Here is a 24342-nt window from a genome sequence, read left to right as displayed (position 1 = left end):
TTTGATAATTTTATTGAATAGTATTAAAGCACGAATCGTACGCCGAGCTGGTAATTCTGACCATAAACATCCTTCTGGATAAGTGTTTCGTCATTACCTGTTTTTGGTAACGGAATAGTATTGGAAGGGGCGCCTTTTATGTATAATTCATAAGGCGTATTCAACAGGTTTTGCACCTTGGCAAATATTGCAAAGTGTTGACCGATCTTCTTCTCTGCAGACAGATCAAACTGGTTCATATCTTTCTGCCAGTAGTCGTACCCGTAGTAAGGCGATACCAGCGCAATACGTTTACCGGTAAGCTGCCAGTTCAGCTGCATATCAAGCCCGATTTTCGGGTTCTTATACAACAGCGCGGCATTGGCCACGTTGGCTGATTGCCCCTGCAACGGCCGCTTCTCCAGCGGCGCGGGCGATACCGTTACCCGGTTGAAAGTTCTCAGCTTGGAGGTTTCTATAGATGAGTTGGTATAAGTATAGTTTACACGCACACCAAAGTTGCTGATATACTTTTCGTACACCACTTCAAAACCAAAATTGGTGGCATCTCCGAAGTTACCGGGCTGATACACCTTGTCATTTCCCACACCGGTAAAAACAAATCCATACTCGATCGGATTCTTTAGCTTCTTATAAAATGCGCCGATCAAAATCTGCTCATCCGGCTTTGGGAAAAACTCATAGCGCAGGTCAAAATTATCGGCCGTGGTATGTTTCAGGAAAGCATTTCCTTTTTCGGTATAATCATCTCCCTGGTAGCCAAACGGAATCAGTTCAAAATAGGCCGGACGGCTGATAGAACTGAAATAAGACAAGCGCAGGTTGGTACGCTCGTTCAGCATATATTTAAAATGCACGCTGGGCATAATATCACTATAGGTAATGGAACCATGTGTAGCTTCCATGGTGGGAGGCGCATCCGTTTCATAGCTTTGATCTGTATGCTCCAAACGTGCGCCAATAATGGTTTCCAGCTTTTTTACAGTAAACTTCAGCATGGCATAACCGGCTGCAATATTTTCGTCGGCACGATAGTTATTGCCATCATCAGGCGAGCCGGCAGGGTTAGAAACCGTCCATTTAAAATGATAGATGTCGGTCCACAGCTGGAAGTCCTGGTTACCTTCAATGACTTTATCAAGATCATATTTCTGATGGAAATTATCCCGGTGCTTAGCCCGGTACATACCACCGGCACTAAATTTAAAAGGGATATCCGCTAATTTTCCGCTGTAGGCGGCATTCAGGTAACCGGCATAATCGCGGTCATTATTTTTCCACCATTCACGGCTGTAATTCGTTACTTTATTCGGATGTAAATAAGGTTCCTTACTGGTACCATCTGCATAAAATCCACCGTCATATTCATATTCTGCCAGATCAGGAATATTGTTATTGGCTTTTGAATACACGGCAGACCAGTCCAGTTTCAAACGCCCCGGCAACACCTCATGTTCACCCTGGAGGGTAGTGCTGCTGATAGATTGGCGCTGATACTTGGATCTGTTCTGGTACCATACCTGGCCCAGGCCTGGCGCTGTACGCGGAGGTGGCTGTAAGGTATCCCTCCCCAGTCTTGCCTGTGCTTCTTCCAGTATAGCAGTGAAAGAATATAAACTAATTTTGTTGTTATCGTTTACCCGGTAATCCACCTTTCCATTTAAACCTGTCCTTGTCATTTCGGTGGAATAAGTACGGTCATACGCATGCTTGATATATATCTGGCCATAAGCATCGGCCATATCCTGGTATTCATCTACCGGGTTAAACAAGCTATGGTATCCTTTGTATGTATGCTGGTAGGAACCGCCCAGCATCACGCCGAGTTTATTATCAAAGAAACGGTTGCCTATTGAAAGATTGGCGATGGCGTTCGGCGTAAAACTTTTCTTTGTATAGTTTAAATTATCTCTTGTAAAATCATCCGGTTGCGCCTGGTAGTCGCGCCCATGTACTTCATAAGGAGATTTACGGTTGATAGCCCCTGCCGGGAAATAATCAAAAGGGCGGTCTATCAGCGTTTGGCTGTAACCGGTAGAAAGACTCCCATTTACATACAAACGGTCGGGCGCATTTTTCATCACCATATTGACGGTGCCGCCAATGGCATCGCCTTCCATATTTGGCGTCAGTGTTTTATTGACTTCCACCCGCTCCACCAGGTCGGCAGGAAACAGGTCCAGCGGCACGTACCTGTTTTTATTATCCGGGCTGGGTATCTTCACACCGTTGATCAGCGTATAGTTATAACGTTTATCCATACCACGGATAATGGCATAGCGCCCATCTCCGCTGCTGCTTCTTTCCAGCGATACGCCGGACACGCGCTGTAACACATTGGCGATCGTAATATCTGGCGATAACTGTATAGCTTTTGCAGAGACGATGTTCATGACATTGCCTGCCAGCTGCTCCGATTTTTTTGCCGAAGCCCCTGATTCGACATTTTGTTTTCCATTAACGCTAACGGTATGCAGTTCTTTCCTGTTACTGCGAAGCAGCAAGGTAACAGCGCTTTTACCATCTATATTAACAACAGTATCCAGTGAATGATAACCCATATAGGTTACCTGCAAATGGTAAGTGCCTGCTGTTATTTTATCCACACTGAAACTGCCATCCAGCCTGGCATTCCCGCCACGTTTTCCCTCTTGCATACGAATGGTGGCGCCGGGCAGTTGTTCCCTGGTTTGGGCATCGAGAATTTTTCCTTTGAAAACAATTTCAGCCTGCTGACTGAAGACGGTTGATAGGCAGCAAAAAAACAAAAAGAAGATGAGTATCGTTCTTATCATCCTGTAGAATTTGTGCAAAGGAAATTTTATTTTTTTTGAGATAATATGGGCAACAATGATCTTAATAGAAAGGTAATTATAAGGTAATGATTAGTTAACAGGCCATACTCCTGCAATAGCACTGATTCAGTGCAAAACGAATACTGTATTGGAAAGTATGCAAACAACAACAGCTGCGGATAACAAGGCGGAGCACGGAAAAAGGTCCCGGGAACAAAGGATATGTAAACTTTCTGGAGGAATTCTGGAGAACAATAACAGCGAATTTTGTCTTGCCCAGGATTAAACAGATTTTGATGATTTACATGATTTTTTTATGGTGATTGTAATTTGATTTTAAAAGATTCAGGAAGATATCAATAAGGATTCGCTTATATCTTCCCGAATCTTTTAAAAATCAAAAAAGAAAAATCATGTAAATCATCAAAATCAGTTTAATCCTGGGCAAGACAAAAATCCTGGGCAAGAAAGCCCGGGGCGGGTTGCCGGTATAACTACGCATCCCTGATTTTGCGCGTTTATCCGCTTGATCACTATTGAATTTAGGCGGACATTTGTTACCGGGGCAGCAGCCATTATCAGCATTTACGTTCCCCAAAAAAGTTTATCAATTTATCGGTACCCCAAAACGCTGCTGCCTCCGTATTTATAACAACCCCAAAAAAACAAGTCATGAGCTATCAGTTCAAAGGCAATTTAAAGGGCTTGCTATGCGACAAATATTGCATAGAAGCTATTGCCAACGTTAAAATCAGGATTTATCGTGCCACCGCTTCCCCTGCAGTGGTCATGCAGGCCACTGCAGCTGTTAAGGAAACCTTCCATGAAGTAAGCGAAGAAGAATTGAAAAGTAAGGCAGGCAGCCTGCTGGCCGAAACGCTGACTGATGCCGAAGGTAACTTTACCATCGAATTTGGCCGCGAAAGTAAATACGGAGGCGAAGCCTTCGATATTGACTTTGAATGTGGTAATGTGCCACGCCCAAAACCTTACCCCAAAAAATTGCCGGTACTGCAGTACCACATTACCACTCTCCAGCCCAAATGGCGACAGGTGGAAAATGATTTCCTGGCAGCCTGGGAGTATGTAATCCCCAACCGCTGGTGGTGCCTGATCCGCGGAAAATTTGATGCCTGGGTGATCTGTGGCCGCGTTGTTAACTGCAAAACCCAGGAGCCATTAAAAGGCCTGCGGGTAGCTGCATTTGATGTAGACTGGTTACAGGACGACCCGCTGGGCAGCAACCTGACCGATGCCAGCGGACATTTCCGTATCGACTACACCATGGCTGATTTCAGTCAAACGCTGTTATCCCCCTGGCTGAACGTGGAATGGCCCGCAGGCCCTGACATCTACTTCCGCATCACGGAACCTGTATCCGGCGCCGTATTGCTGAATGAAGACCGGAGCGTTGGCCACCGCGCCGACCGCACCAACAGGGGTCCCTGCTTCTGTGTGGAACTGTGCGTACCACAGGATATCACTCCCAACAACGAAGTACCTGCCCTCTTTGAAAGAGTAGGCGGCTATGATATCGGCCCAGTAGGCGCCCAGTTCGACGCCAACGGTTACACCACCGACGTACCCAAACTTGCTTTCTACGGCAACCTTGACCTGAATGGCACCCTGCCCAGCGGCACCAACTCCAACGAAATGGAATACCGCTTCCGCATCATCAACGCTGATACCAGCTACGAGCTGACGGCCACCCAGGTACTGAACGCCATGCTCCCCTTTAAAATAGGTGAGTTGCTGAAACAAACCGGCCCCTTAACCTGGACACATGAAGCGGTGATCATCACCCCCGCCCTCAACAGTTCAGGCGAACTATGGATACAGGTACCCCGGGGCAACAACCTGGTAACAGGTATCTTTACGCCTACCAACGGCGTGCTGGCAGCCATCAACTCGGCCAACCTAGCCCTCAACGCCGGCGGCACCGCTTTTGCGAGCAACGTGTTTGATCTCACTGCGCCTTCCGTACTCGTTGCCGGCACCGCAGTACCAGCGGCGCAGCGCGCACCGATCCATACCTTCAAAATTATTTTTGAAGCGAGGAAAGTAGGTACTACTACCCTTACCGCCGTTAACACCCTCGAAAAAATTGTGATCTCCAATGTGAGTTACAAACAAAGAAGACACCCGGGCTGGGGTTATACCGGTGATGAATCAATTATGGCAGCCGCCATGCTGGAAATTGCGGAAACTACCGGCAGTGGCCATGGCTGCGGAGGCATCACTACCACCGTAACCGCCCAGTACACCTGCTGTCACCCGCATATCGAAGGGCTTACCCTCCGGTTTGAAGGTAACCCAACCCTTCCTGCATCCTTCCACGCAGGCCCTCCACCGTATGCAGCCGAATACCACGACAACGCCAAAGTATTCAGCACCAGCGGTATGGAACCATGCGCCTACATTTTATGGCTGGATCTGCAATTAGGGTTGACTACCGGTTACCAGAAAATACCGTTGATACATGATCACATAGCGTTCTGTAAAACGGCGTAGCGGGAAGAGAGAGCCCGGAAATGCAACGGGTTTTGTCTTTGGGCAGGATTAGAGTGATTTTGATGATTTTAAGGATTTTATTTTTTTGATTTAAAAGATTTGGAGAGATATCAGCATATATACTCGCAGAGATCTCCCCGAATCTTTTTATCTGATAAAATCAAAAAAATAAAATCCTTAAAATCATCAAAATCACTCTAATCCTGCCCAAAGACAAAACCCGCTGCATTTCTGCTAAAAGCTAATGGCTAACAGCTAACGGCTGTTTCTCAATATATACAGCAATAACAATAAAGTGAAGTCGCCAAACTGTTCACGCAAACGCTCCAGGGCACCGTATAAGAGCCTAACGGCGCCTGCAGCATTCATGTGCATAATTTCGGCGATATGCTCGTAAGAAAGGTCCTCATAATACTTCAGGAACACCGCCTCCCGTTGTCGGTTGGTGAGGGTGTAGGTCAGGTCCTCTACTTTGGCGGTCAGGTCCGCCATACGCTCCCGGCGGATCAGCGGATGTTCATAGGAGAACTCCAGGTTAAAGGGAATATGTTCGCCTGCCAGTTCCTCCTCATGCCGGGAAGGATTGTATTCCAGTTTCCGGAGCAGGATACGGCGGAAAGAAAGATACAGGTACTGCTTCACCACTGTTGGACGTGTAATCCGCTCCCTGTTTTGCCACAGCTTCAGGAAAAGATCCTGCATACTTTCTTCTATGCAAACATTATCGGGTGTGAATTTGAATCCGTAATTAGTGAGCGGGGTATAATATTGTTCGTACAAACCTTCCAATGCTTTTACATCCCCTTCCTTATAGGAGTGCCATAATTCATTATCATGCATGATTTTGGAATATTGGGATTAGTGCTTTTTGATGCTAAGCAAAATACTGCAAAAAATGCGTATGGCAAAATGAAGAGAGTCTTCTGATTTTTTTTTGCTAAATTAGTTGCAGCACTATGAAATAATCTATTATGCAGCTGTCTGATACTTTCGATGAACCCTACCTGGTGGAATTACTCGTAAACGGCGATGAAGGCGCTTTTGCGAGGATCTTTAACAGGTACCAGTACAAAGTATACGGTACGGCGCTGGGATTTCTGAAATCGGCCGCACCGGCAGAAGAAATAGTCCAGGATGTATTTATGAAGTTATGGCTTAAACGCAGCAGCTTCGGCGAAGTAAAAAACCTGGAGGCCTACCTGTTGTCCATGACCCGACACCTTATACTGGATCGCCTCAAAAAGGCCGCCTACGAAAACAATCACCTGAAAGCATTTACCGCCGCCTTCCCTGATTCTACCAATACCACAGATCACCTGCTACGCAATCGCCAGTGTGAACTGCTCTTACAGGAGGCCATTATCCAGCTGCCCCCACAGCAAAAACAAGTGTACCGCCTGGCCAAAACTGCCGGCCTCTCCCACGAAGAAATAGCCAGGCATATGGGTATTTCACGCCTCACCGTAAAGAAGCATATGGCCATGGCACTGCAAAGTATCCGTCAGCACCTGGGCAGCGAGATTGGGTTCTAGCTGTCAGCTTTTAGCAGTTAGCTATTAACTCACTGCACTTAACTAAAAGCTATCAACAGGCTCGCTGCATTTACTAAAAGCTAACAGCTAATGGCTAAAAGCTAATAAAATCTTTCCCTGCTCACTACTCCCTCCCTCTTTCCCCATCGTCTTATAAGTGGGACCTGCTATTTACCCGCTGTGCTATGCATCGTATCACCGAATTACTCGATAAACACGTACAAAATAATTTAACGCCTGCCGAAGAGCAGGAGTTAATGCAGTATGTGAAAAGCGAGGAATTCGACGAAATTTTCAAACAGCAGATCAGCGCATACTGGCAAACAGGCGAAGGAGATATGCCCTTACCTGGCGACCGGCAAACAGCCCTGCTTGATAAGATCCTGTTTTCCGAATCCAGCACTTCCCGGCTGCTGGAAAAAACAACCACTGCCAGTAAGAAAAGGAAAAAAACAATCGTTTTCATTTCTGTCTTACTGCTGCTCACAGGCGCCGCTTTCTTTTATGGAAAGCAGTCCGCCACCGCCCCACAGCAGGTAGCTGCCGTCGTTCCCCAAAAAGATATTGCTCCAGGTAAAACGGGCGCCATCCTCACCCTGGGTGATGGCTCCACTATAGTACTGGATAGTGCCAGGCAAGGCGCGGTAGCAAAACAAAGCGGCACCCGCATTGTTAAAACAGCCGGCGGCGCACTCACCTATGATGTAACAGAACATGCCGCCACCAGTGAAGTTACCTGGAACACCATTGCCACTCCCCGCGGCGCCCAATACCAGGTGGTATTACCCGACGGCACACAGGTATGGCTAAACACCGCATCTACCCTTAAATACCCGGTAGCCTTCCGGAAAGGGGATCGCAGGGTGATCCTCACCGGAGAAGCTTACTTTGAAGTGAACAGCAATGAGCAGGCCCCCTTTAAAGTGGCCGTTAATGCACATGGCAGCGACGGAGAAGTAACGGTGCTGGGTACCCGCTTTAATATTATGGCTTATGAAGATGAAGCAGCGGTAAAGACCACGCTGCTGGAAGGAGCTGTGCTGGTGTCCAGATCAGGCAACAGCAAAAAGTTAATCGCCGGGCAACAGGCCATTTTCCCGCCGGAATCAGCCGCCGCCATCGTGGTGGAAAATACCGATACGGAAATCGCCGTAGCCTGGAAGAAAGGATTTTTCCGTTTTGACCAACGCCAGCTGCCCGCCATTATGCGGCAGATAGCGCGCTGGTACGATGTAGATATTGCTTATGAAGGAAAAATACCCGATATCGTTTTTGGCGGTGGTATAGACAAAAACTTACCACTGTCACGCATACTAAGCGCATTGGGAAAATATGGTGTCAGGTTTGAAACCGATGGAAGAAGAATAACCGTATTGGATCCCAGGTCAACCGAAAGCAAATAAAATCTGTTTTATTATAAGAATTAAACCCAAATGTGCTAGCTTATGCATTCAACCAAAAAAGGTAAGCGCAGGCGTGTATTTACAGTCCCTGATACGCTCCGGTCCTTACCGTCAACCAAATCGCTGATAGCTATGAAACTACTGTCCGTATTCTTACTTGCCTTTTGTTTGCAGGTAAGCGCCAGAAGCTACTCTCAGAAGATTACGTACACAGCCAGACACGCGTCGCTGATAAAAGTGTTATCGGACGTGTCCAGGCAAACGGAATACGTATTTCTGTACGACTACAAGCTGCTGCAACAGGAAACAAACCCGGTAACCATCGATGCAAAAGATGCATCACTGAACAGCTTTCTGCAGGAATGCCTGAAAAATCAACCGCTGGATTTTGCGGTAGATGGCAGAATGATCACCATTACCCGCTCCAATACGATACCGGCAGCCCCCGCGGCAGCCGCTCCCATTCATGGCGTGGTACGTAATGCGAAAGGGGAACCCATTTCAGGAGCATCTGTAAAAGTAAAAGGAAATACCAAAGGCGCTATCACCAATGCCGCAGGTGCTTTCGAACTCGACGTGCCCGAAGGAGCCACCCTCGTGATCACCGCTATTGGCTACAAACCAATGGAAATAAAAGCAAAAGATAACCTGGTCATTTCCCTCACAGATGATGTAACAGAACTCGGTGGTGTGGTAGTAACCGGTTTCCAGAATATTGACCGGAAAAAATTTGCCGGATCGGCCGTTACCCTCAAAGCAGATAACGTAAAAATAGATGGGGTGGTAGATGTAAGCCGTATGTTGGAAGGACGCGCTGCCGGCGTAAGCGTACAAAACGTTTCCGGCACCTTTGGATCCTCCCCTAAGATACGTATCCGTGGCGCTACCTCCATCTCCGGTGAAAATAAACCACTGTGGGTGGTAGATGGTGTGGTACTGGAAGATATCGTCAACGTATCCAATGAACAACTGACCAGCGGTAACGTAAATACCCTCCTGGGATCAGCTGTGGCCGGGTTGAACATGAACGATATTGAAACCTTCGACATCCTGAAAGATGCCGCCGCTGCTGCGTTATACGGCGCAAGAGCCATGAACGGCGTGATCGTAATCACTACCAAAAAAGGTAAAATAGGAAAACCGATGGTGTCCTATACCGGTAACTTTGGGGTGCAGCTGAAACCATCCTACAGGAACTATGATATCATGAACTCCGCCGACCAGATGTCGGTATACGCCGAACTGGAACGCAAACAGTTACTGCCGTATGCAGAACTGATCAACGAACCCACTTCCGGTATCTACGGAAAACTGGGACAGCTGCTGCAATATCCTGACGACGCCAATAAATTCAGCGTACTCAATACCCGGGAAGGCAGACAGCAATGGCTCATGAAATATGCCAACGCCAATACCGACTGGTTCGACCTCCTGTTCCGCAACTCCCTCACCCAGGAACATTCATTGAGCATTTCTACCGGTACCGACAAATCACAGTTCTATTTGTCGACCAGTTTCTTCAATGACCAGGGTTGGACGATTGCAGATAACGTAAAAAGATACACCGCCAACCTGCGGGCTAACTATACGCCGAACGAAAAACTGAGCTATGGTTTCCTCGTAAACGGAAACGTGCGCCAGCAAAGAGCACCGGGTACGGAAGACAGGATAACGGACGCCGTGCAGGGGACCTACTCCAGGGATTTCGATATCAATCCTTTTACCTACGCACTCAGCACCAGCAGGGCTTTAACGGCGTATGACGAGCAAGGCAACCTGGAATATTTTACCCGCAACTTTGCACCCTTTAATATCCTCCAAGAAACAAAAAGCAACTATACTGATCTTGGCCTGATCGATTTAAAACTGCAGGGTAACCTGAGTTACAAATTCAGGAACCATTTCAGCTACGAATTTACAGGCGCTATACGTTATGCCAAAACAACCATTGAGCACAAAGTATATGAAACCTCCAACGAAGCCAATGCGTACCGGGCCAACCCCAACAGCATTGTAAACGACCGGAATAAATTCCTGTACAAAGACCCCGCCTTCCCTAACGACCAGGCTGTGGTAGTACTGCCCTATGGCGGTTTCTATAAACGCTCAGACGTAGAACTGAAAAACTATACCTTCCGTAACCAGATCAATTATAACCAGTCGTTTAACGACGATAAACACCAGATAGCCGCATTAATCGGGCAGGAAGTAAAGTTCGCCAACAGAACCAATTCCTATAACACCGGCGTGGGTTATCAATACAATACTGGAGGAACACCCTTTGTTGATTACCTGTTCCTGAAAAAGATGTCGGAAGAAAATAAGGCATACTATGGCATGGGCAACGAATACGACCGCTTCGCAGCATTCTACGCCAATGCAGCGTATACTTACAATAGCAAATATACCCTGAGCGCTACCATCAGGGAAGATGGATCCAACAGGCTCGGCAGCTCTCCCACCGCCCGCTGGCTGCCTACCTGGACAGTAGCCGGTAACTGGAACGTAGACCAGGAAAACTTTATGCAAAATGCCGGCGCTGTTAGCCACCTGTTGCTAAAAGCCAGCTACGGGCTCAATGCAAACACTGGTTCTGCTACCAATACCACCGCCATACTGCGGTCGTTTATTACCAGCCGGCCTTTCCTCACCGATCAGCAAACAGCCATACTCCTGGCATCGCTGGAAAACTCGGAGCTGACCTGGGAGAAAAAATATGAACTAAACCTCGGTACTGATATCGGGTTATTCAAAGAAAGACTGGGCCTTACCTTCGACTATTACCGGAGAAGAAGCTTTGACCTCATCGGCCTGGTAAGAACTTCCGGTACCAGCGGACAGGTAAACCAGTTTGCCAACTATGCCGACATGAAATCGCATGGTATGGATATTCAGGTAACAGGCAAAATCATCGCCCATAAAAATATAGGGTTAAACACTGCCCTTATCTTCAGCTTTAATAAAACCCTCATCACCAATGCCCAAAACAACCCGGTAATTATGGACCTGGTAGGCGAAGGCGGCGGCGCACAACAAGGCTACCCCGTAAGAGGCCTGTTCTCCCTGCAGAACGCAGGGCTGAACCCCGCCAACGGTGTGGCACAGTTTATAAATGACACCGGTACCATCAGCCCCGGCGTAAACCTGCAAAGCCATAATGTACAGTACCTCAGGTATGAAGGTCCTTCCGATCCTACCATCACCGGCGGCTGGAACAATACCTTCCGTTACAAAGACTTTTCACTGTCGGCGCTGGTAACCTACCAGGCAGGTAACAAAATACGGCTGACGCCTGTATATACCACCAACTACTCTGACTTCAATGCGCTGCCAAATGAATTTAAAGGCAGATGGAGTTTACCGGGAGATGATAAAAAGACGAACATCCCATCCGTTGCTGATATTTACACACAGGTAGATCTGAACAGTCAGACTGCCTATCCATACAACAACTACAATTTCTCGCACGACCGCGTAGCAGATGGTGGTTTTGTAAGATTGAAATCAGTAACACTGACGTATCAGTTACCCGTACCATTGTTAAACCGTATCGGGTTAAAGGGCGGCTCTCTGACCGCAACAGGAAACAACTTATGGCTCATTTATGCGGACGAACGCCTGCACGGTCAGGATCCGGAGTTTTATAACACCGGCGGTGTGGCACTCCCCGTAAATAAGCAAATCACTTTTTCCCTGAGAGTAAGCCTTTAATTCAAAAAGTATTATTTATGAAAAAACTACTGATAAATATAGGCTTGTTAGTCGGCATCCTGTCTATGGCAGGTTGCAAGAAGTTCCTGGAAACGCTTCCCGACAACAGAACCGTGATCACCACACCGGAGCAGGTAAGCCAGTTACTCACCACCGCCTATCCGCACGGCAGCTACATGCTGTTCTGCGAAGCGCTGAGCGATAATGTGGAAGACAAAGGCAACGGCGGACAGGGGATAGATCCCCAATTATTCCTGATCAATACCCAGTCTTTTAAATACCAGGATGTACAGGATATTATGGCCGATTCGCCCGTAGCTTACTGGGACTCCTGCTATGCCGCTATTGCGGCTGCCAACCTGGCCCTCCAGTATTGCAATGGTCCCGATGCGGCGAATTTTTCCGCTCAAAAGGGCGAAGCGCTGCTTTGCAGAGCCTATGCACATTTCATGCTGGTAACCCTGTTTTCCAAAGCATACAATCCGGCTACCGCCGCCAACGATCCCGGCATCCCCTATATCACCAAAGTGAGTACCACCGTATTTAATAAATACGACAGGGGGAATGTAGCCAGCGTATATCAACAGATAGAAAATGATCTTACTACCGGCCTTCCACTGATAAAAGATAAAGCCTATGGCGATGCACCCAAGTTCCATTTCACGGAACAAGCGGCACACGCTTTCGCTGCCAGGTTCTATTTGTTCAAACGGGATTATGCAAAAGTGGTAACACATGCTACCGCGGTTTTCGGCAGCGCCAGCCCCGCTTCACTGATCCGCGACCAGGTAAAAATTTACAGCACCCTGCAGCCGGTAGATATGAAACTGCTGTATACCAGTTCCTCTACCCCGGCGAATATCCTGCTAACGGAAATACCGGGCAGCAAATACCCGGATAACTACTACGGGTTCCGTTATGGTATAGGTACCAACATCAATGCAGCGCTGTTCAGCTATCCTAATGTAACTGATGGCAACTATGCCATCACTATTTATGGCAGCGGTCCGCAATATTTCAATTTCCCGAAATTTTCCAAAAGAGTGATGCCGTTGCTCAGCATGGAAGAGGTACTGATGAACAGGGCCGAAGCCAATGTACACCTGAAAAATTACAACGCTACCCTCAGCGATCTCAATATCTGGATCAGCAAAAACATTACCCGGTACAGTCCCTCCGCACATAATGTGACCATTCCCAAAATAATGGCCTTCTATGATCCGCTGCCGCAGGACGACGCAATGATAGAAGCGGTACTGGACCTGAAAAGGATTACCTACATGCAGGAAGGGTTAAGATGGCTGGATATATTACGTTTAGACATACCCGTTAGACATACCGGTTCTCCCGACTTCAACACCATCCTGGCGCCAGGCGATAAAAGAAGATTGCTGCAACTGCCGCCGGAAGTAGTAAACGAAGGAATGGCCCTGAACCCAAGATAAACAACGGATGTACACCTTTAAACATGCAACCATGAAACTGACTATATTTTCCAAAGCCCTCCTGATCCTGCTGCTGGCCGGAGGATGGAGCGCCTGCAAAGATGAAAAGTTGAATATAACAACGCCCCCGGTAGGACTGGGAGGCGATTCCACCGGCACCACGCCCACGGATGTTTTTATCCACGACAACCTCACCGTTCCTTACAATATTGCAGTGTATTATAAGTGGCAGCCGGGGATGCTGGATTTTCCATATGACATTGTGCCTCCATTGGAGGCGCAGGTAAAACCTGCACTGGAGGCGCTTATTGCGGTAACTTTTAAGCCGTACAACGACCAAACCGGCAGTACCGCTTTCCTGAGAAAATATCTCCCTAAAACATTAAAACTCGCCGGAACCGCGCAATATGAAAGCAATGGTACCATTATTCTCGGTCAGGCCGAAGGAGGTACAGCCATGTTGTTGTATGAAATCAATAAATTCACGAGACAGGCAAAAGACTCCGCCATTTTAAAAGATATGGGGCACACCATGCACCATGAATTTGGTCACATCCTGCACCAGAACATCATGTACCCGGTTACTTTCAGAAGCATTACACCGGCCTATACCGGCAACTGGTTCAATGTAACTGACCAGGATGCCAGGATGGAAGGATTTATTTCCGCCTATGCAGAATCCGACCCTAGCGAGGATTTTGTGGAAATGATCGCCACCATGCTGATAGGCGGAAGGAACGGACTATCTGGTTACGACGACTATGAAAAGATCATGGCTGAGCAAACCGGCGGACCGGGCTCTGAATCCTATAACCTGTTAAGAGCAAAAGAAGCCGCCGTAGTGGATTATTTTGCCAGCGCATGGAAGATCGATTTCTACGCATTGCAACGTAAATGCCGCCTTGAACTGACCGGGTATTTTCAATAATTGTATCACCTGAATTAGCTTTTATGAAAAAAATATTGATATATCTCCTTTGCATCTCTGCGGTGTTAGCAGGGTGCGACCGGAAATCGGATCTGAATATAGATGGCAAATCCACCGACCAGCGGCTATCTGAAGCGCTGGCCACCTATCAGAATAAACTGGCGGATGCCCCTTATGGATGGATACTGACAGAAACTACCGCCGGATCGGCCATGAACGGAGGCGTGAGCGTAACGGCTCCCAGAGCGGTATTTTCCTACTATATGAAGTTTGACAAAAACTTTAAAGTATCGATGATTTCAGACTTCAGCCCGCCAACATCCACTACCTTTAACACGTCTTCCTATTCTATCAAAGCCACGCAACGTCCAACGCTGGTATTTGATACCTATAGTTATGTTCACCTGCCCTGCGATCCGGATCCTTCCGTGTCCAACAGTCCGCTGGGAGGCGGCTTCGGATGGGGAACAGATTTCGAATTCGCGTTTGCGGATAACATTTCCGCTGCGGAACTGGGAGATACCATTCACCTGAGCGGCAACCTGAACAATGCCAAGGCGATACTGGTAAAAGCAACGCAGGAAGAACAAACCATTTTTACCACTACCGGCTTCGGCGCCTATAACACCTTTAATAAAATACTCACCTATTTTAAACGGGTAACCGGTGGTGCGGAAGCTTTTGAAATGACACCCGGTATTGGCGGACGCTCCGTGAATATCAAATCTCCCAGCAACCGGCAGTTGGTGAATGTGGCCTGCCAGTTTACGGCACGCAGTATACGGTTCGAAACCCCTGTTACCATCGCCGGACAATCGATCAGCAGTCTTGATGATCTTGTATGGAACGGCGGAACTATCAGCGCCAAAATCAACGGTACGGCTGCAGCTAACATTGCACCTGCGCTGTCGCCGATTGCACCGGAACCCGGTATTGCGCTGGCATTCTACAACGAAGGATTCGACAACCCCTGGCTGGCTGGTCCCGGTTTTCACGTAAATGGTGTAGACGATGCCTACAATATTCTCAAACTCACCTACCCCGGCGGTAACTACCTCGCATTTGTTTTTTACCCGGGTTTGGTAAATGGTGGTGGCGGACGGTTCTTTGATGTTTTATCACCTTTCTTTACCGGCCTGACCGACACCGGCTATCCCTATTTGTTTTCAGGTGGAGTAGCTTTTACCCGCGTGGCGAGCGGACGCCTCGTGTTTGTGATGCTCGACGGCGGCGATGGAGTGGTAAATCCGCCAGGACTGCTGGCTACCAACACCATCTTTGACACCGGGAAAGTAGCGCCGCCCTACGGCAGCAGCTCACAGGGTTTTTATATTGTGCGTAAAGAAAATGGCACTTCCTATGACATGGTCACTGCCGGCGATGCATTGGGATGGATGACATGGGCACACCCATAATTAATCACTTTAAATTAACAACAGATGAAAAAGATATTTCTAATCGCCGCTATGAGCCTATTGGGAGCATATAGTGTTTATGCACAGCAAAATACCCCCGGTAAAACTGAGCAGGCGAAGGCTGGCCTGAAAAACACGCTGGCGCATGCCGACTACACCAGGATATTCCTGAAAAAAATACCGGTTACAGACGCACAGAAACCGCAGGTCAACAAAATAATAGCAGACTACCTGGATGCAAAAAGGACCCTCGGTCTGGCTACCCGGAACAATCCGGCTGCCTACCAGCAGCAGCAACCGGCGCTCTTCAATACCTTTAAAACAAATCTCAGCGCCGTGCTCAGTACCGCGCAAATGAATACATTCCTCGCCTCCAAGCCGGCGCCGGATGATGACAAAAATTTCCTGAACGCATTATTTTATTAAGGAAGATAAATAAAGCAACAAGGGATGGCAACACGATCTGTTACCATCCCTTGTTGCTTTTTAAGATGCTTCCTGTTATACTGATTTCTTCCCCAATATCTCCACCCGGTGCTGCTCCCCCCATTCCTTCATGGCCCTGAGCACAGGCCCCAATGTTTGGCAATATGGTGTAATGTTATATTCGATCGTGACCGGCCTCGTATCAGACACCGTGCGGCTCACCAGCTTATTCATTTCCAGCTCCTGCAACTCCCTCGAAAGTACCCGCGGTGAAATGTTAATTTCTTTCGACAACTCCCTGAAACGACGCTTACCTCCTTTAAATAATGTTAAAAGTATCAGCAGTTTCCATTTTCCATTAATTGTATCCAAGGTATCTCTTACCGCCATACCAGCGGATTTACATGCTTTTTCATCCAGGTGATCCATAGCAGTATCCTTTTTGTAACTGTTTACACAAGACAAACATACATATTCCGGTATTATTTTCGCGGATTCGACGCCGATTCGATAATACATGAAATTCATTTGCCAGCTTCTTTCAGGGTTTCTGATTGCTTTTATTTTAATCGCAGCAGACAGGCCGCATAATGCCCTTTTTAAAACGACTGACATGGTGGATAGTCTCCCTGCAGACACCCTGCCGGCGGATACCGTTCCTATAGCCGTTCCCGTATCCAGGGATAGTATGGATGCTCCCATTCATTACAAGGCAAAGGACTCTATTGTGATGCAGGTTCCGCAAAAACAAATCTTTATGTACGGCAGCGCCGACACCAAGTATAAAGAGACCAGCATTAAAGCGGAACGTATCAAAATAAACCAGCAAACCGGCATCATGGAAGCCACCAAATGGGTAGATACTGCCGGAAAATCCTATGGCCACGTGGAAATGACCGATCATGATCAAAGCTTCCAATCGGATACCATGCAGGTAAACATCAATACCCACAAAGCCAAAATATATCATACCCGCTCACAATACGGAGAAGGTTACATCGGCAGCCAACAGTCAAAACGAATGGCCGACAACACCATTTTTGGTTTTAAAAATACCTTTACTACCTGTGACCTGGATACACCGCATTTCCAGTTCCGCGCCCGCAAAATAAAAGTGATACCGGATAAGCTGGTTATTTCCGGGCCGGCCAACCTCGAAATTGAAGGTATTCCTACCCCGCTGTTTATACCCTTCGCCATTTTCCCTATCACACAGGGACAGCGCTCCGGTATATTACCACCACAGTATGTAACCAACCAGCAAAAAGGAATAGGACTGGAAAACGGTGGCTACTACCTCGGTCTTGGCGAACACTTTGACCTTACCATGCGGGGCGATGTATACTCCTATGGCAGCTGGAGTCTCACGGCCAGTCCTACCTACCGGAAGCGGTATAAATATAACGGAGGATTAAACCTCAGCTTTGCCAATACCCGCTTTGGCGATCCGGCAGTGAAATCAGAATTCAGTACGTCGAAAGATTTCCGGGTAACCTGGAATCATAGCATGGACAGCAAAGCCCGGCCAGGTGTAAACTTTGGAGCAGCGGTAAACTTTGGTACCTCTTCTTATAACAGGTATAACGTATACGACTATAACACACGCGTAAATAATAACATCGGATCGTCTATCACCTTTTCCAAAACCTGGATCGGCAAACCTTATAACCTCACCTTGGGCCTGAACCACTCGCAGAACCTTAGCACCCGCGATGTATCTGTTTCCTTCCCCGACGGAACCTTTACGGTAAATACCATCTATCCTTTCCAGCCAAAGGAAATGACAGGCACGCCAAAATGGTACGAAAAAATTGGGATCTCTTATAATACCGTTTTACGCAACCAGGCAAATTTTAAAGATTCCCTGTTTGGTAAACAGGCCATGTTTGATGCTATGCAAACAGGCATGCAGCACAATATCCCGGTCTCCTTCTCCATCCCGGTATTTAAAACATTTACGCTGTCACCGGGTATTAACTATACAGAATACTGGTATACCAAAAAGTTCATCCGTAAATGGGACCCTGCTAAAGATAATCCAGGGCTGGGTACCAAGGGCGCCATCGATACCTCTTACCAGGCAGGCTTCTTCACTGCCCGTGATGTGAGCGCCAGCCTGTCATTGTCCACCGCTATGTATGGCATGTATACCTTTAATAAACATTCAAAGGTAAAGGCCATCCGTCATGTGATGCGTCCCACACTGAGCGCCAGTTACCGGCCGGATCTGAATCCCAACCTCTATAAGGAGTTACAATATAACAAGGAGGGCGATAAGTCCATGGTATCCGTATATGATGGCGCCATTATCGGTGTACCTTCTCCCGGGTCATTCGGCGGGTTGAACTTCGGCCTGGATAATAACCTGGAAATGAAAGTTTATTCAAAAAAAGATACCAGCGGCAATCATGAACGAAAAATTAAACTGCTGGATGGTTTTGGTATCAACGGCAGTTACAACCTGGTAGCAGATTCGTTTAAGCTATCCACTTTCAGTGTTTACGCCCGCACCAATCTTTTCGATAAACTCAACATCTCAGCCAGTGGGAATATTGATCCTTATCAAACCGATAACCGCGGCCGCCGGATCGACAAATATGTATGGCAACAGGGAAAAATCAGCCTGGGGCGTTTAACCAATGCCAGCATCTCTATGAGTACTTCATTCCAGTCGAAAGATAAAAAGAGTCAATCCAAAGAAAAACAGATAGACTCTATAAGCAATATCCAGAACGGAGATGCTGCCTTTGCTGCGCAACAGCGGCAGCTGGCTATGGTACGGAACAATCCGGGTGAATATGTGGATTTTGATATCCCCTGGCGTATCGATCTCTCTTATAGCTTATCTTATACCAATACCATTATACCAGACTCCGGTGGCGTAGTAAAGCGTATCACCCAATACGTTAGCTTCAATGGTGATTTTAGTCTCACGCCGAAATGGAAGATAGGATTAAACAGTGGCTTTGATTTTACCAATATGCAGATCGCCTATACGAATATGTACATCTCCCGCGACCTGCACGATTTCACATTGTCCATTAACCTCATCCCGTTTGGCACCTTCCGGCAATTCAGCTTCACTATCAACGCCAAAGCGGGTCTACTGCGGGATTTACGGATAAACCGAACGAAGCAGTTCTATGATTTGTAATTTGTCTTGCCCAGGATTAACAGTGATTATGATGATTTTCAGGATTTTTTTCTTTTGATTTTTTGATTTAAAAAGATTGGCGAAGACAAAAGTGAATACTCGCTTCTGTCTTCGCCAATCTTTTTAAATCATAAATAAAATCTATAAAAATAAAATCCTGAAAATCATCATAATCACTGTTAATCCCGGGCAAGACAAAAATCACGCGATAATCGATTCCAATATCCGCACCACCTCTCCCAGTTCCCTGGCATTCAAAGAGGCAAAGCCAAACCGTATCCCATTCTGCGGCTTAGTTCCGTAATGATACTGTTCGCCGGAAGTAATCCGCAGTCCAAGCCCGCTGGCTTTTTCAGAAAGCCGGCGTAAAGATATTTTTTTTGAGAACCGTAACCAGATAGCCATGCCACCGGATGGAATAGTGAACTGCACAGCATTGCCCAAACGCGTTTGCAGGAGATGACAGGTCAGGTCACGCCGTTCCCGGTATATTTTATTGGATTGTTTCAGGTGTCGTTCAATGGTACCGTCGGCCAGGAGGTTAGCCAATGCCTGTTCGGCCAGGTTATCGCCGCGAAGGTCCATCAGCTGACGCAGATTGGCTGCGCCAGCAATAAAATCGGCGGGCGCAATCATGAAACCGATACGGATAGATAGTCCCAATGATTTGGTAAAAGAGCCGATATAAATAACATTTCCGCCATGATCGGCGCTGGCCAATGGTAAAATGGGTGCTGAGCTGTAATGGAAATCATAATCGTAGTCATCCTCTATTACCGGCAGTTTATACCTGCGTATAATTTCCAGCAGCTTCATCCGGCGGGCAGCGCTAAGGGTTACGGTAGTAGGGTGATGATGATGCGTGATGAGGTATAGCATCTTTATTTTTTTGTTGCTGCATGCACGCTCAATCGCATCTACATCAATTCCTTCTTCATCTACCGGCACATGGATCAGGCGTGCGCCCAGCTGCTCAAAACAGAGATCTGCAAAAAAATAATTCGGGCTGCCAACAATTACATAGTCATCTTTTTTGATGATCATGGCGGCAGCCAGGTAGATGGCCATTTGAGCGCCCCGGGTAATCATCACATGCGCTGGACTAATATTGAGTCCTCTCGTATTGGTAAGGTACCTCTGCATTTCCTTTCTCAATGCTTCGCTGCCGGTAGCATTGCCATACATCAGCAGTTTATGGTAACGCGGGCTTTCAATGATAGAGCGGCATTCCCGTACCCAGGCGTTGAGTGGCGCCAGTCGCGCATCCGGAAACCCATCGTTGATGATCAACGGCATGCCGCTGGAAGACGGTGGCCCGCCTGCTGCGATGGTATTCACCGCATGAAAGGGAAATGCTGCCTTACCGGTATATGAGGAGGCGTTGCCCCGGAAAGTGCGGGGGCGGATCACCGGCAAATTGGTGGCTACCATCACCCCTTTGCGGGGCACGGCTACCAGCCAGTCCTGGCTGATCAGTTCATCGTATGCGGCGATGACCGTTTTACGATGCAGCTCCAGCTGCAAAGCCAGTACCCGGCTGCCCGGCAGAAATAACCCCGGTTTCAGCACGCCTTCCTGTATCAGTCCTATCAGGCGGTTGGCGATTTGCTGATACACCGGCAGTTTCAGTGTTTTATCTGTTTGTATAAGCGTTTTGAATGGAAGCATCTGGACTACCTCTTAATTATAAAGTGGACTACTAAGGTACTCCAGATCCGTTTAATTTTGTAGCATAATTTTTACCCAAAAAAGAATGACTATGACCGAGCGTTTTTTAATGAAAGAAATAGAGCCAGGCGCCTATAAAGCAATGCTGGGCCTGGAAGCTTACCTGTCATCTACCGGCATATCTCCGCTTCACCATGAAATGATCAGGGTAAGGGCTTCCCAGATCAATGGTTGCGCTTATTGTATTGATGCCCACACCAAAGATGCCCGTAAGCACGGAGAAACAGAGCAACGTTTATATCTGCTCAATGCGTGGCGCGAATCACCACAGTTCACGGATGAAGAAAGGATTATCCTGGCCATCACGGAAGAGGTTACTCATATCAGCCGGCAGGGCTTAACAGAAGCTACTTACCAGGAAGCTTTACAGCAATTAGGCATGAAACGCACTGCTGAAGTGATCATGGCGGTTAACATTATTAATGCCTGGAATCGTATCGGTATTTCCACTCACCGGATACCAGGTAAATAAATTAAATATTATTTTATGCCAACTATTCACACTGCCGCCAGCGACGCGGATCTGCAAGCCTGCAGCGAAGTAATACTATTTCTGCGTCCATTGTTACAAAAGGAAAACCTGCTTGCGCAGATAAAGGAAATGCAGGAGGAAGATTACCGGATTGTGTATATCGCCGCAGATGATGATCCGTCCAAAGCAGCGGCCTTTGCGGGCTTCCGGCATATGAACAAATTATTTTCCGGTAAAACTATTTATATAGATGACCTGGCCTGTTTACCTGCTTACCAGGGAAGAGGTTATGCAGCGCTGCTGCTGGATCATATTACAGCATTAGCCAGGAAGGAAGGACTGCGTTCTGTGCAGCTGGACTCTGGTCACGCGCTGCATCCGGCGCACCGGCTATATCACCGGCAGGGGTTTCATATTTCCGCACATCATTTTTCTCAGCCTTTATAAGTACTTACCAGTACGGAACGGGCTATACGATATCAACGGGCTGGTATGCGTATAGCCGTTACTGTTTTTTAGCCAGTACTTTCAGCACAACCGTCAGCTTATCATCGATAGCATTGTCCGGCCCCACCTTGAAATCTTTCCGGTTAATCGTAAACTGCCCGTTAAGCTGGCAGCCATTGCCGGATACCACTGCGGTGAAAGGGAAACTGATTGTTTTGGTAACGCCTTTGATCGTTAGCTCCGCTTTCATCTGATAAGTATTGGCTTTATCTGAAGCAGTAATGGTCGTCGACACCATCCGCATCACCGGGTGCTTTGCAGCATCAAAATATTTTTCTTCCAACAGGTCACGGTCACGTTTCCCAATACCTGTGCTGATGGTTTTAACAGCCACCGTGGCATCTATCGCCGCCGATTTCAGGTCATGCGGATCAAATCGGATATTGCCTTTCAGGCCTTTAAAATAACCGTTAACCGTGGTAGTGAAAACAAGATGGTTAAGAATGGTGAATTGCACTTTGGAGCCATCATCAACCGGAGTATACTGTTGTGCATGTATATTGCTGCCGCAGAATACCAGCAAAGCAAACAGTAAAAAACGCAGTGCGGATGCAGGAATGTTCATACTGCGAAGTTGACAATTTATCATGGTATTGCCAAATCATAAAAAACAGCGGGCAGCCCTTGCATAGCCACCCGCCGTACATCTATCATTATGAAAAAAACTAGTTTTTGCCGGTTTCTTCTTTAAAGGCGCTTACGTATTCATGCATGATCTCTGTAAGGTTTTCCCCGATCAACGTATAGGCATCTGTATGCAAATTAGCCAGCGACACCCTTACCGACCATTCGGGTCCTCCAAATCCGCCACCATTCAGCAATACAATCGCCGTTTTTTCTGCGAGCCTGAACAGGATGTCCGTAGGTTGCATTTTCTTTTGCAGCCATTTTGAGAAATCATCTCCATAAATCTTAGTGGCCCATAACGCAATATCTATTTCGGAATAGTAACCGGTATTTAAAGGGTCATCTACCTGGGTCAGTTCTATTTTATCCCACAACAATTTCAAACGCTTATGTACCAGTTCCTGCGCAATTTGTTTATACTTATTTTCTTTATCAAGTAACGCAAACAAACTAAACAACGTCATTTGTGTTTGCTGTGGTAAAGATAGTCCTGCCGTATGATTCAAGGCTACCTGCCGGCTATCGGCCACCATGCGGTCAATGAACTTCATTTTTTCCGGTTGCAGGGTGGTAGTGCTGTAACGCTTTGCCAGCTCCTTTTTTGCGGACACAGGCAGTTCGCTGATCAGCTTATCATAGATATTGTTTTCATGTATAGCGATCACGCCTAAACGCCATCCGGTGCAACCAAAATATTTGGAGAACGAATATACGCAAATTGTATTGGCAGGCATCTTCGACAGCCATGAATGAAAACCATTCACGAAAGTCCCGTATACATCGTCCGTTACAATCATCAGGTGGGGGTTATCTTTTTTTACAATGGCGGCCAGTTTATCCATCGTTGCCGGCGCAATGGCCCGCGAAGGCGGGTTGCTGGGATTCACGCAAAACAATACCTTGATATGCGGATCTTTCAGCTTTTCCAGCTCTTCATCGGGATACTGCCAGGTATGCCGGCCCTCTTTGGTTTGCCCGATAGCATTGATATACACCACTTCAAACTGGTAGCGTTCCAGCTCCGGGATTTCGAGGTAAGGCGTGAAAGTAGGTACCATCAGGGCGATGCGGGAACCCTGCTTCAACAATTTATTCTGCATCAGCGAGTCGAAGATGTAACACATCGCCGCAGTGCCGCCTTCTACGGCAAACAGGTCAAATTTTCCTTTCGCTTTTCCGCCGCACATTTCCTGTACAATATAATCATGCACAATAGGCTCCATGTGCGACAACATGCGGCCAGGCACCGGGTATTCGTTGCCAATAATACTTTCCGCCAGCTCAAACACAAAATCATCTTCCGAAAAATTATGCTGTTGTATACCGTACAGGTAGGCTTGTTGTAACAGGTTGACTCCCGGCACCTCTTTATGCAATGCCAGGAAGGCTTTAAACCGGTCGGCAATACCGCTTCTTTCCGGTACGCCGGCAAACCCGTGGTTATCAGCCATATTGCGCCGGCACTCAGCAATACCAAACTGTCCAAGCAGGAAATAAGCTTCCCTCGGTACCGTGGCCACCCAGTTAGGGTTGCCACGCCCGGCATTCAGCATGATTTCCGTACTTTTTTCTGCTTTACTTTTTGCCAGCGAAATCAGCGTATCCTTTAGTTCGAACGGACTTAACTTCTGTAATGCGCGTTGTTCCGCTACCGTGGTTTTGATATATGAGAGGGCCATAAGCGAGGT

General features: G+C 47.3%; 17 protein-coding genes. 11 read left to right on the top strand and 6 right to left on the bottom strand.

Annotated elements, in window-relative coordinates; all coding sequences use genetic code 11:
* Nucleotides 1-23: 23 nt before the first annotated feature.
* Nucleotides 24-2795 (bottom strand): TonB-dependent receptor, encoded by a 2772-nt coding sequence (locus KE626_RS28065; protein WP_211976354.1) that lies wholly within the window; start codon nt 2793-2795, stop codon nt 24-26.
* A 672-nt stretch (nt 2796-3467) separates the two neighbouring features.
* Between KE626_RS28065 and KE626_RS28060 the strand changes: the two genes are divergently transcribed.
* The gene (locus KE626_RS28060) at nt 3468-5306 is read left to right on the top strand and encodes a hypothetical protein (RefSeq protein ID WP_211976353.1); all 1839 of its coding nucleotides are present in this window, start codon (nt 3468-3470) and stop codon (nt 5304-5306) included.
* Nucleotides 5307-5561: 255 nt separating this feature from the next.
* On the opposite strand, the gene KE626_RS28055 is transcribed toward KE626_RS28060, so the two are convergent.
* A complete protein-coding gene (locus KE626_RS28055) occupies nt 5562-6146 on the bottom strand; it encodes an RNA polymerase sigma factor (protein WP_211976352.1) in 585 nt (194 codons plus the stop codon).
* A 131-nt stretch (nt 6147-6277) separates the two neighbouring features.
* Here KE626_RS28055 and KE626_RS28050 point away from each other — a divergent pair, with 131 nt between their 5' ends.
* From KE626_RS28050 to KE626_RS28020, 7 genes are all read left to right on the top strand, one after another.
* On the top strand, nt 6278-6838 hold the full coding sequence (locus KE626_RS28050) for an RNA polymerase sigma factor (protein WP_211976351.1): 561 nt from the start codon (nt 6278-6280) through the stop codon (nt 6836-6838).
* 185 nt (nt 6839-7023) lie between these two features.
* Nucleotides 7024-8241 (top strand): FecR family protein, encoded by a 1218-nt coding sequence (locus KE626_RS28045; RefSeq protein ID WP_211976350.1) that lies wholly within the window; start codon nt 7024-7026, stop codon nt 8239-8241.
* Between the two features lie 132 nt (nt 8242-8373).
* Nucleotides 8374-11952: a SusC/RagA family TonB-linked outer membrane protein gene (locus KE626_RS28040; protein ID WP_249207752.1), complete on the top strand. Its 3579-nt coding sequence runs from the start codon at nt 8374-8376 to the stop codon at nt 11950-11952.
* A 17-nt stretch (nt 11953-11969) separates the two neighbouring features.
* The gene (locus KE626_RS28035) at nt 11970-13397 is read left to right on the top strand and encodes a RagB/SusD family nutrient uptake outer membrane protein (RefSeq protein ID WP_211976348.1); all 1428 of its coding nucleotides are present in this window, start codon (nt 11970-11972) and stop codon (nt 13395-13397) included.
* Between the two features lie 31 nt (nt 13398-13428).
* Nucleotides 13429-14325, top strand: a complete 897-nt coding sequence (locus KE626_RS28030; RefSeq protein WP_211976347.1) for a putative zinc-binding metallopeptidase — start codon at nt 13429-13431, stop codon at nt 14323-14325.
* A gap of 23 nt (nt 14326-14348) precedes the next feature.
* Nucleotides 14349-15740, top strand: coding sequence for a DUF4302 domain-containing protein (locus KE626_RS28025; protein ID WP_211976346.1), 1392 nt, complete (start codon nt 14349-14351; stop codon nt 15738-15740).
* A gap of 24 nt (nt 15741-15764) precedes the next feature.
* Nucleotides 15765-16166 (top strand): hypothetical protein, encoded by a 402-nt coding sequence (locus KE626_RS28020; protein ID WP_211976345.1) that lies wholly within the window; start codon nt 15765-15767, stop codon nt 16164-16166.
* A 75-nt stretch (nt 16167-16241) separates the two neighbouring features.
* Here the strand turns inward: KE626_RS28020 and KE626_RS28015 are convergent, their stop codons facing one another.
* The gene (locus KE626_RS28015; protein ID WP_211976344.1) at nt 16242-16595 is read right to left on the bottom strand and encodes a winged helix-turn-helix transcriptional regulator; all 354 of its coding nucleotides are present in this window, start codon (nt 16593-16595) and stop codon (nt 16242-16244) included.
* 184 nt (nt 16596-16779) lie between these two features.
* Between KE626_RS28015 and KE626_RS28010 the strand changes: the two genes are divergently transcribed.
* Nucleotides 16780-19320 carry a putative LPS assembly protein LptD gene (locus KE626_RS28010; protein WP_211976343.1) on the top strand — a complete coding sequence of 847 codons (2541 nt, stop codon included), beginning with the start codon at nt 16780-16782 and terminating at the stop codon, nt 19318-19320.
* A gap of 201 nt (nt 19321-19521) precedes the next feature.
* Here KE626_RS28010 and pdxR read toward each other — a convergent pair whose 3' ends face one another.
* Nucleotides 19522-20988, bottom strand: coding sequence for a MocR-like pyridoxine biosynthesis transcription factor PdxR (gene pdxR, locus KE626_RS28005; protein ID WP_211976342.1), 1467 nt, complete (start codon nt 20986-20988; stop codon nt 19522-19524).
* Nucleotides 20989-21079: 91 nt separating this feature from the next.
* On the opposite strand from pdxR, the gene KE626_RS28000 reads away from it, so the two are divergent.
* Together KE626_RS28000 and KE626_RS27995 are read left to right on the top strand one after the other, a co-directional pair.
* Entirely contained in the window at nt 21080-21520 is a 441-nt protein-coding gene (locus tag KE626_RS28000) for a carboxymuconolactone decarboxylase family protein (protein ID WP_211976341.1), read from the top strand.
* A 15-nt stretch (nt 21521-21535) separates the two neighbouring features.
* Nucleotides 21536-21967 (top strand): GNAT family N-acetyltransferase, encoded by a 432-nt coding sequence (locus tag KE626_RS27995; protein WP_211976340.1) that lies wholly within the window; start codon nt 21536-21538, stop codon nt 21965-21967.
* Nucleotides 21968-22025: 58 nt separating this feature from the next.
* On the opposite strand, the gene KE626_RS27990 is transcribed toward KE626_RS27995, so the two are convergent.
* A complete protein-coding gene (locus KE626_RS27990; protein ID WP_211976339.1) occupies nt 22026-22592 on the bottom strand; it encodes a YceI family protein in 567 nt (188 codons plus the stop codon).
* 100 nt (nt 22593-22692) lie between these two features.
* Nucleotides 22693-24333 carry an aspartate 4-decarboxylase gene (gene aspD, locus KE626_RS27985; RefSeq protein WP_211976338.1) on the bottom strand — a complete coding sequence of 547 codons (1641 nt, stop codon included), beginning with the start codon at nt 24331-24333 and terminating at the stop codon, nt 22693-22695.
* Between the last annotated feature and the right edge of the window lie 9 nt (nt 24334-24342).

This window comes from Chitinophaga hostae (assembly GCF_018224885.1).
Lineage (GTDB): Bacteria > Bacteroidota > Bacteroidia > Chitinophagales > Chitinophagaceae > Chitinophaga > Chitinophaga hostae.
Note: the sequence above shows the minus strand (reverse complement) of the source record. Positions and strands in the feature narration are given on the sequence as shown.

What these genes read in the sequence shown, in the direction of transcription:
- KE626_RS28065 (WP_211976354.1), bottom strand. Translation starts at nt 2,795, where the DNA reads ATGATAAGAACGATACTCATCTTCTTTTTGTTTTTTTGCTGCCTATCA.
- KE626_RS28060 (WP_211976353.1), top strand. Translation starts at nt 3,468, where the DNA reads ATGAGCTATCAGTTCAAAGGCAATTTAAAGGGCTTGCTATGCGACAAA.
- KE626_RS28055 (WP_211976352.1), bottom strand. Translation starts at nt 6,146, where the DNA reads ATGCATGATAATGAATTATGGCACTCCTATAAGGAAGGGGATGTAAAA.
- KE626_RS28050 (WP_211976351.1), top strand. Translation starts at nt 6,278, where the DNA reads ATGCAGCTGTCTGATACTTTCGATGAACCCTACCTGGTGGAATTACTC.
- KE626_RS28045 (WP_211976350.1), top strand. Translation starts at nt 7,024, where the DNA reads ATGCATCGTATCACCGAATTACTCGATAAACACGTACAAAATAATTTA.
- KE626_RS28040 (WP_249207752.1), top strand. Translation starts at nt 8,374, where the DNA reads ATGAAACTACTGTCCGTATTCTTACTTGCCTTTTGTTTGCAGGTAAGC.
- KE626_RS28035 (WP_211976348.1), top strand. Translation starts at nt 11,970, where the DNA reads ATGAAAAAACTACTGATAAATATAGGCTTGTTAGTCGGCATCCTGTCT.
- KE626_RS28030 (WP_211976347.1), top strand. Translation starts at nt 13,429, where the DNA reads ATGAAACTGACTATATTTTCCAAAGCCCTCCTGATCCTGCTGCTGGCC.
- KE626_RS28025 (WP_211976346.1), top strand. Translation starts at nt 14,349, where the DNA reads ATGAAAAAAATATTGATATATCTCCTTTGCATCTCTGCGGTGTTAGCA.
- KE626_RS28020 (WP_211976345.1), top strand. Translation starts at nt 15,765, where the DNA reads ATGAAAAAGATATTTCTAATCGCCGCTATGAGCCTATTGGGAGCATAT.
- KE626_RS28015 (WP_211976344.1), bottom strand. Translation starts at nt 16,595, where the DNA reads ATGGATCACCTGGATGAAAAAGCATGTAAATCCGCTGGTATGGCGGTA.
- KE626_RS28010 (WP_211976343.1), top strand. Translation starts at nt 16,780, where the DNA reads ATGGTGGATAGTCTCCCTGCAGACACCCTGCCGGCGGATACCGTTCCT.
- pdxR (WP_211976342.1), bottom strand. Translation starts at nt 20,988, where the DNA reads ATGCTTCCATTCAAAACGCTTATACAAACAGATAAAACACTGAAACTG.
- KE626_RS28000 (WP_211976341.1), top strand. Translation starts at nt 21,080, where the DNA reads ATGACCGAGCGTTTTTTAATGAAAGAAATAGAGCCAGGCGCCTATAAA.
- KE626_RS27995 (WP_211976340.1), top strand. Translation starts at nt 21,536, where the DNA reads ATGCCAACTATTCACACTGCCGCCAGCGACGCGGATCTGCAAGCCTGC.
- KE626_RS27990 (WP_211976339.1), bottom strand. Translation starts at nt 22,592, where the DNA reads ATGAACATTCCTGCATCCGCACTGCGTTTTTTACTGTTTGCTTTGCTG.
- aspD (WP_211976338.1), bottom strand. Translation starts at nt 24,333, where the DNA reads ATGGCCCTCTCATATATCAAAACCACGGTAGCGGAACAACGCGCATTA.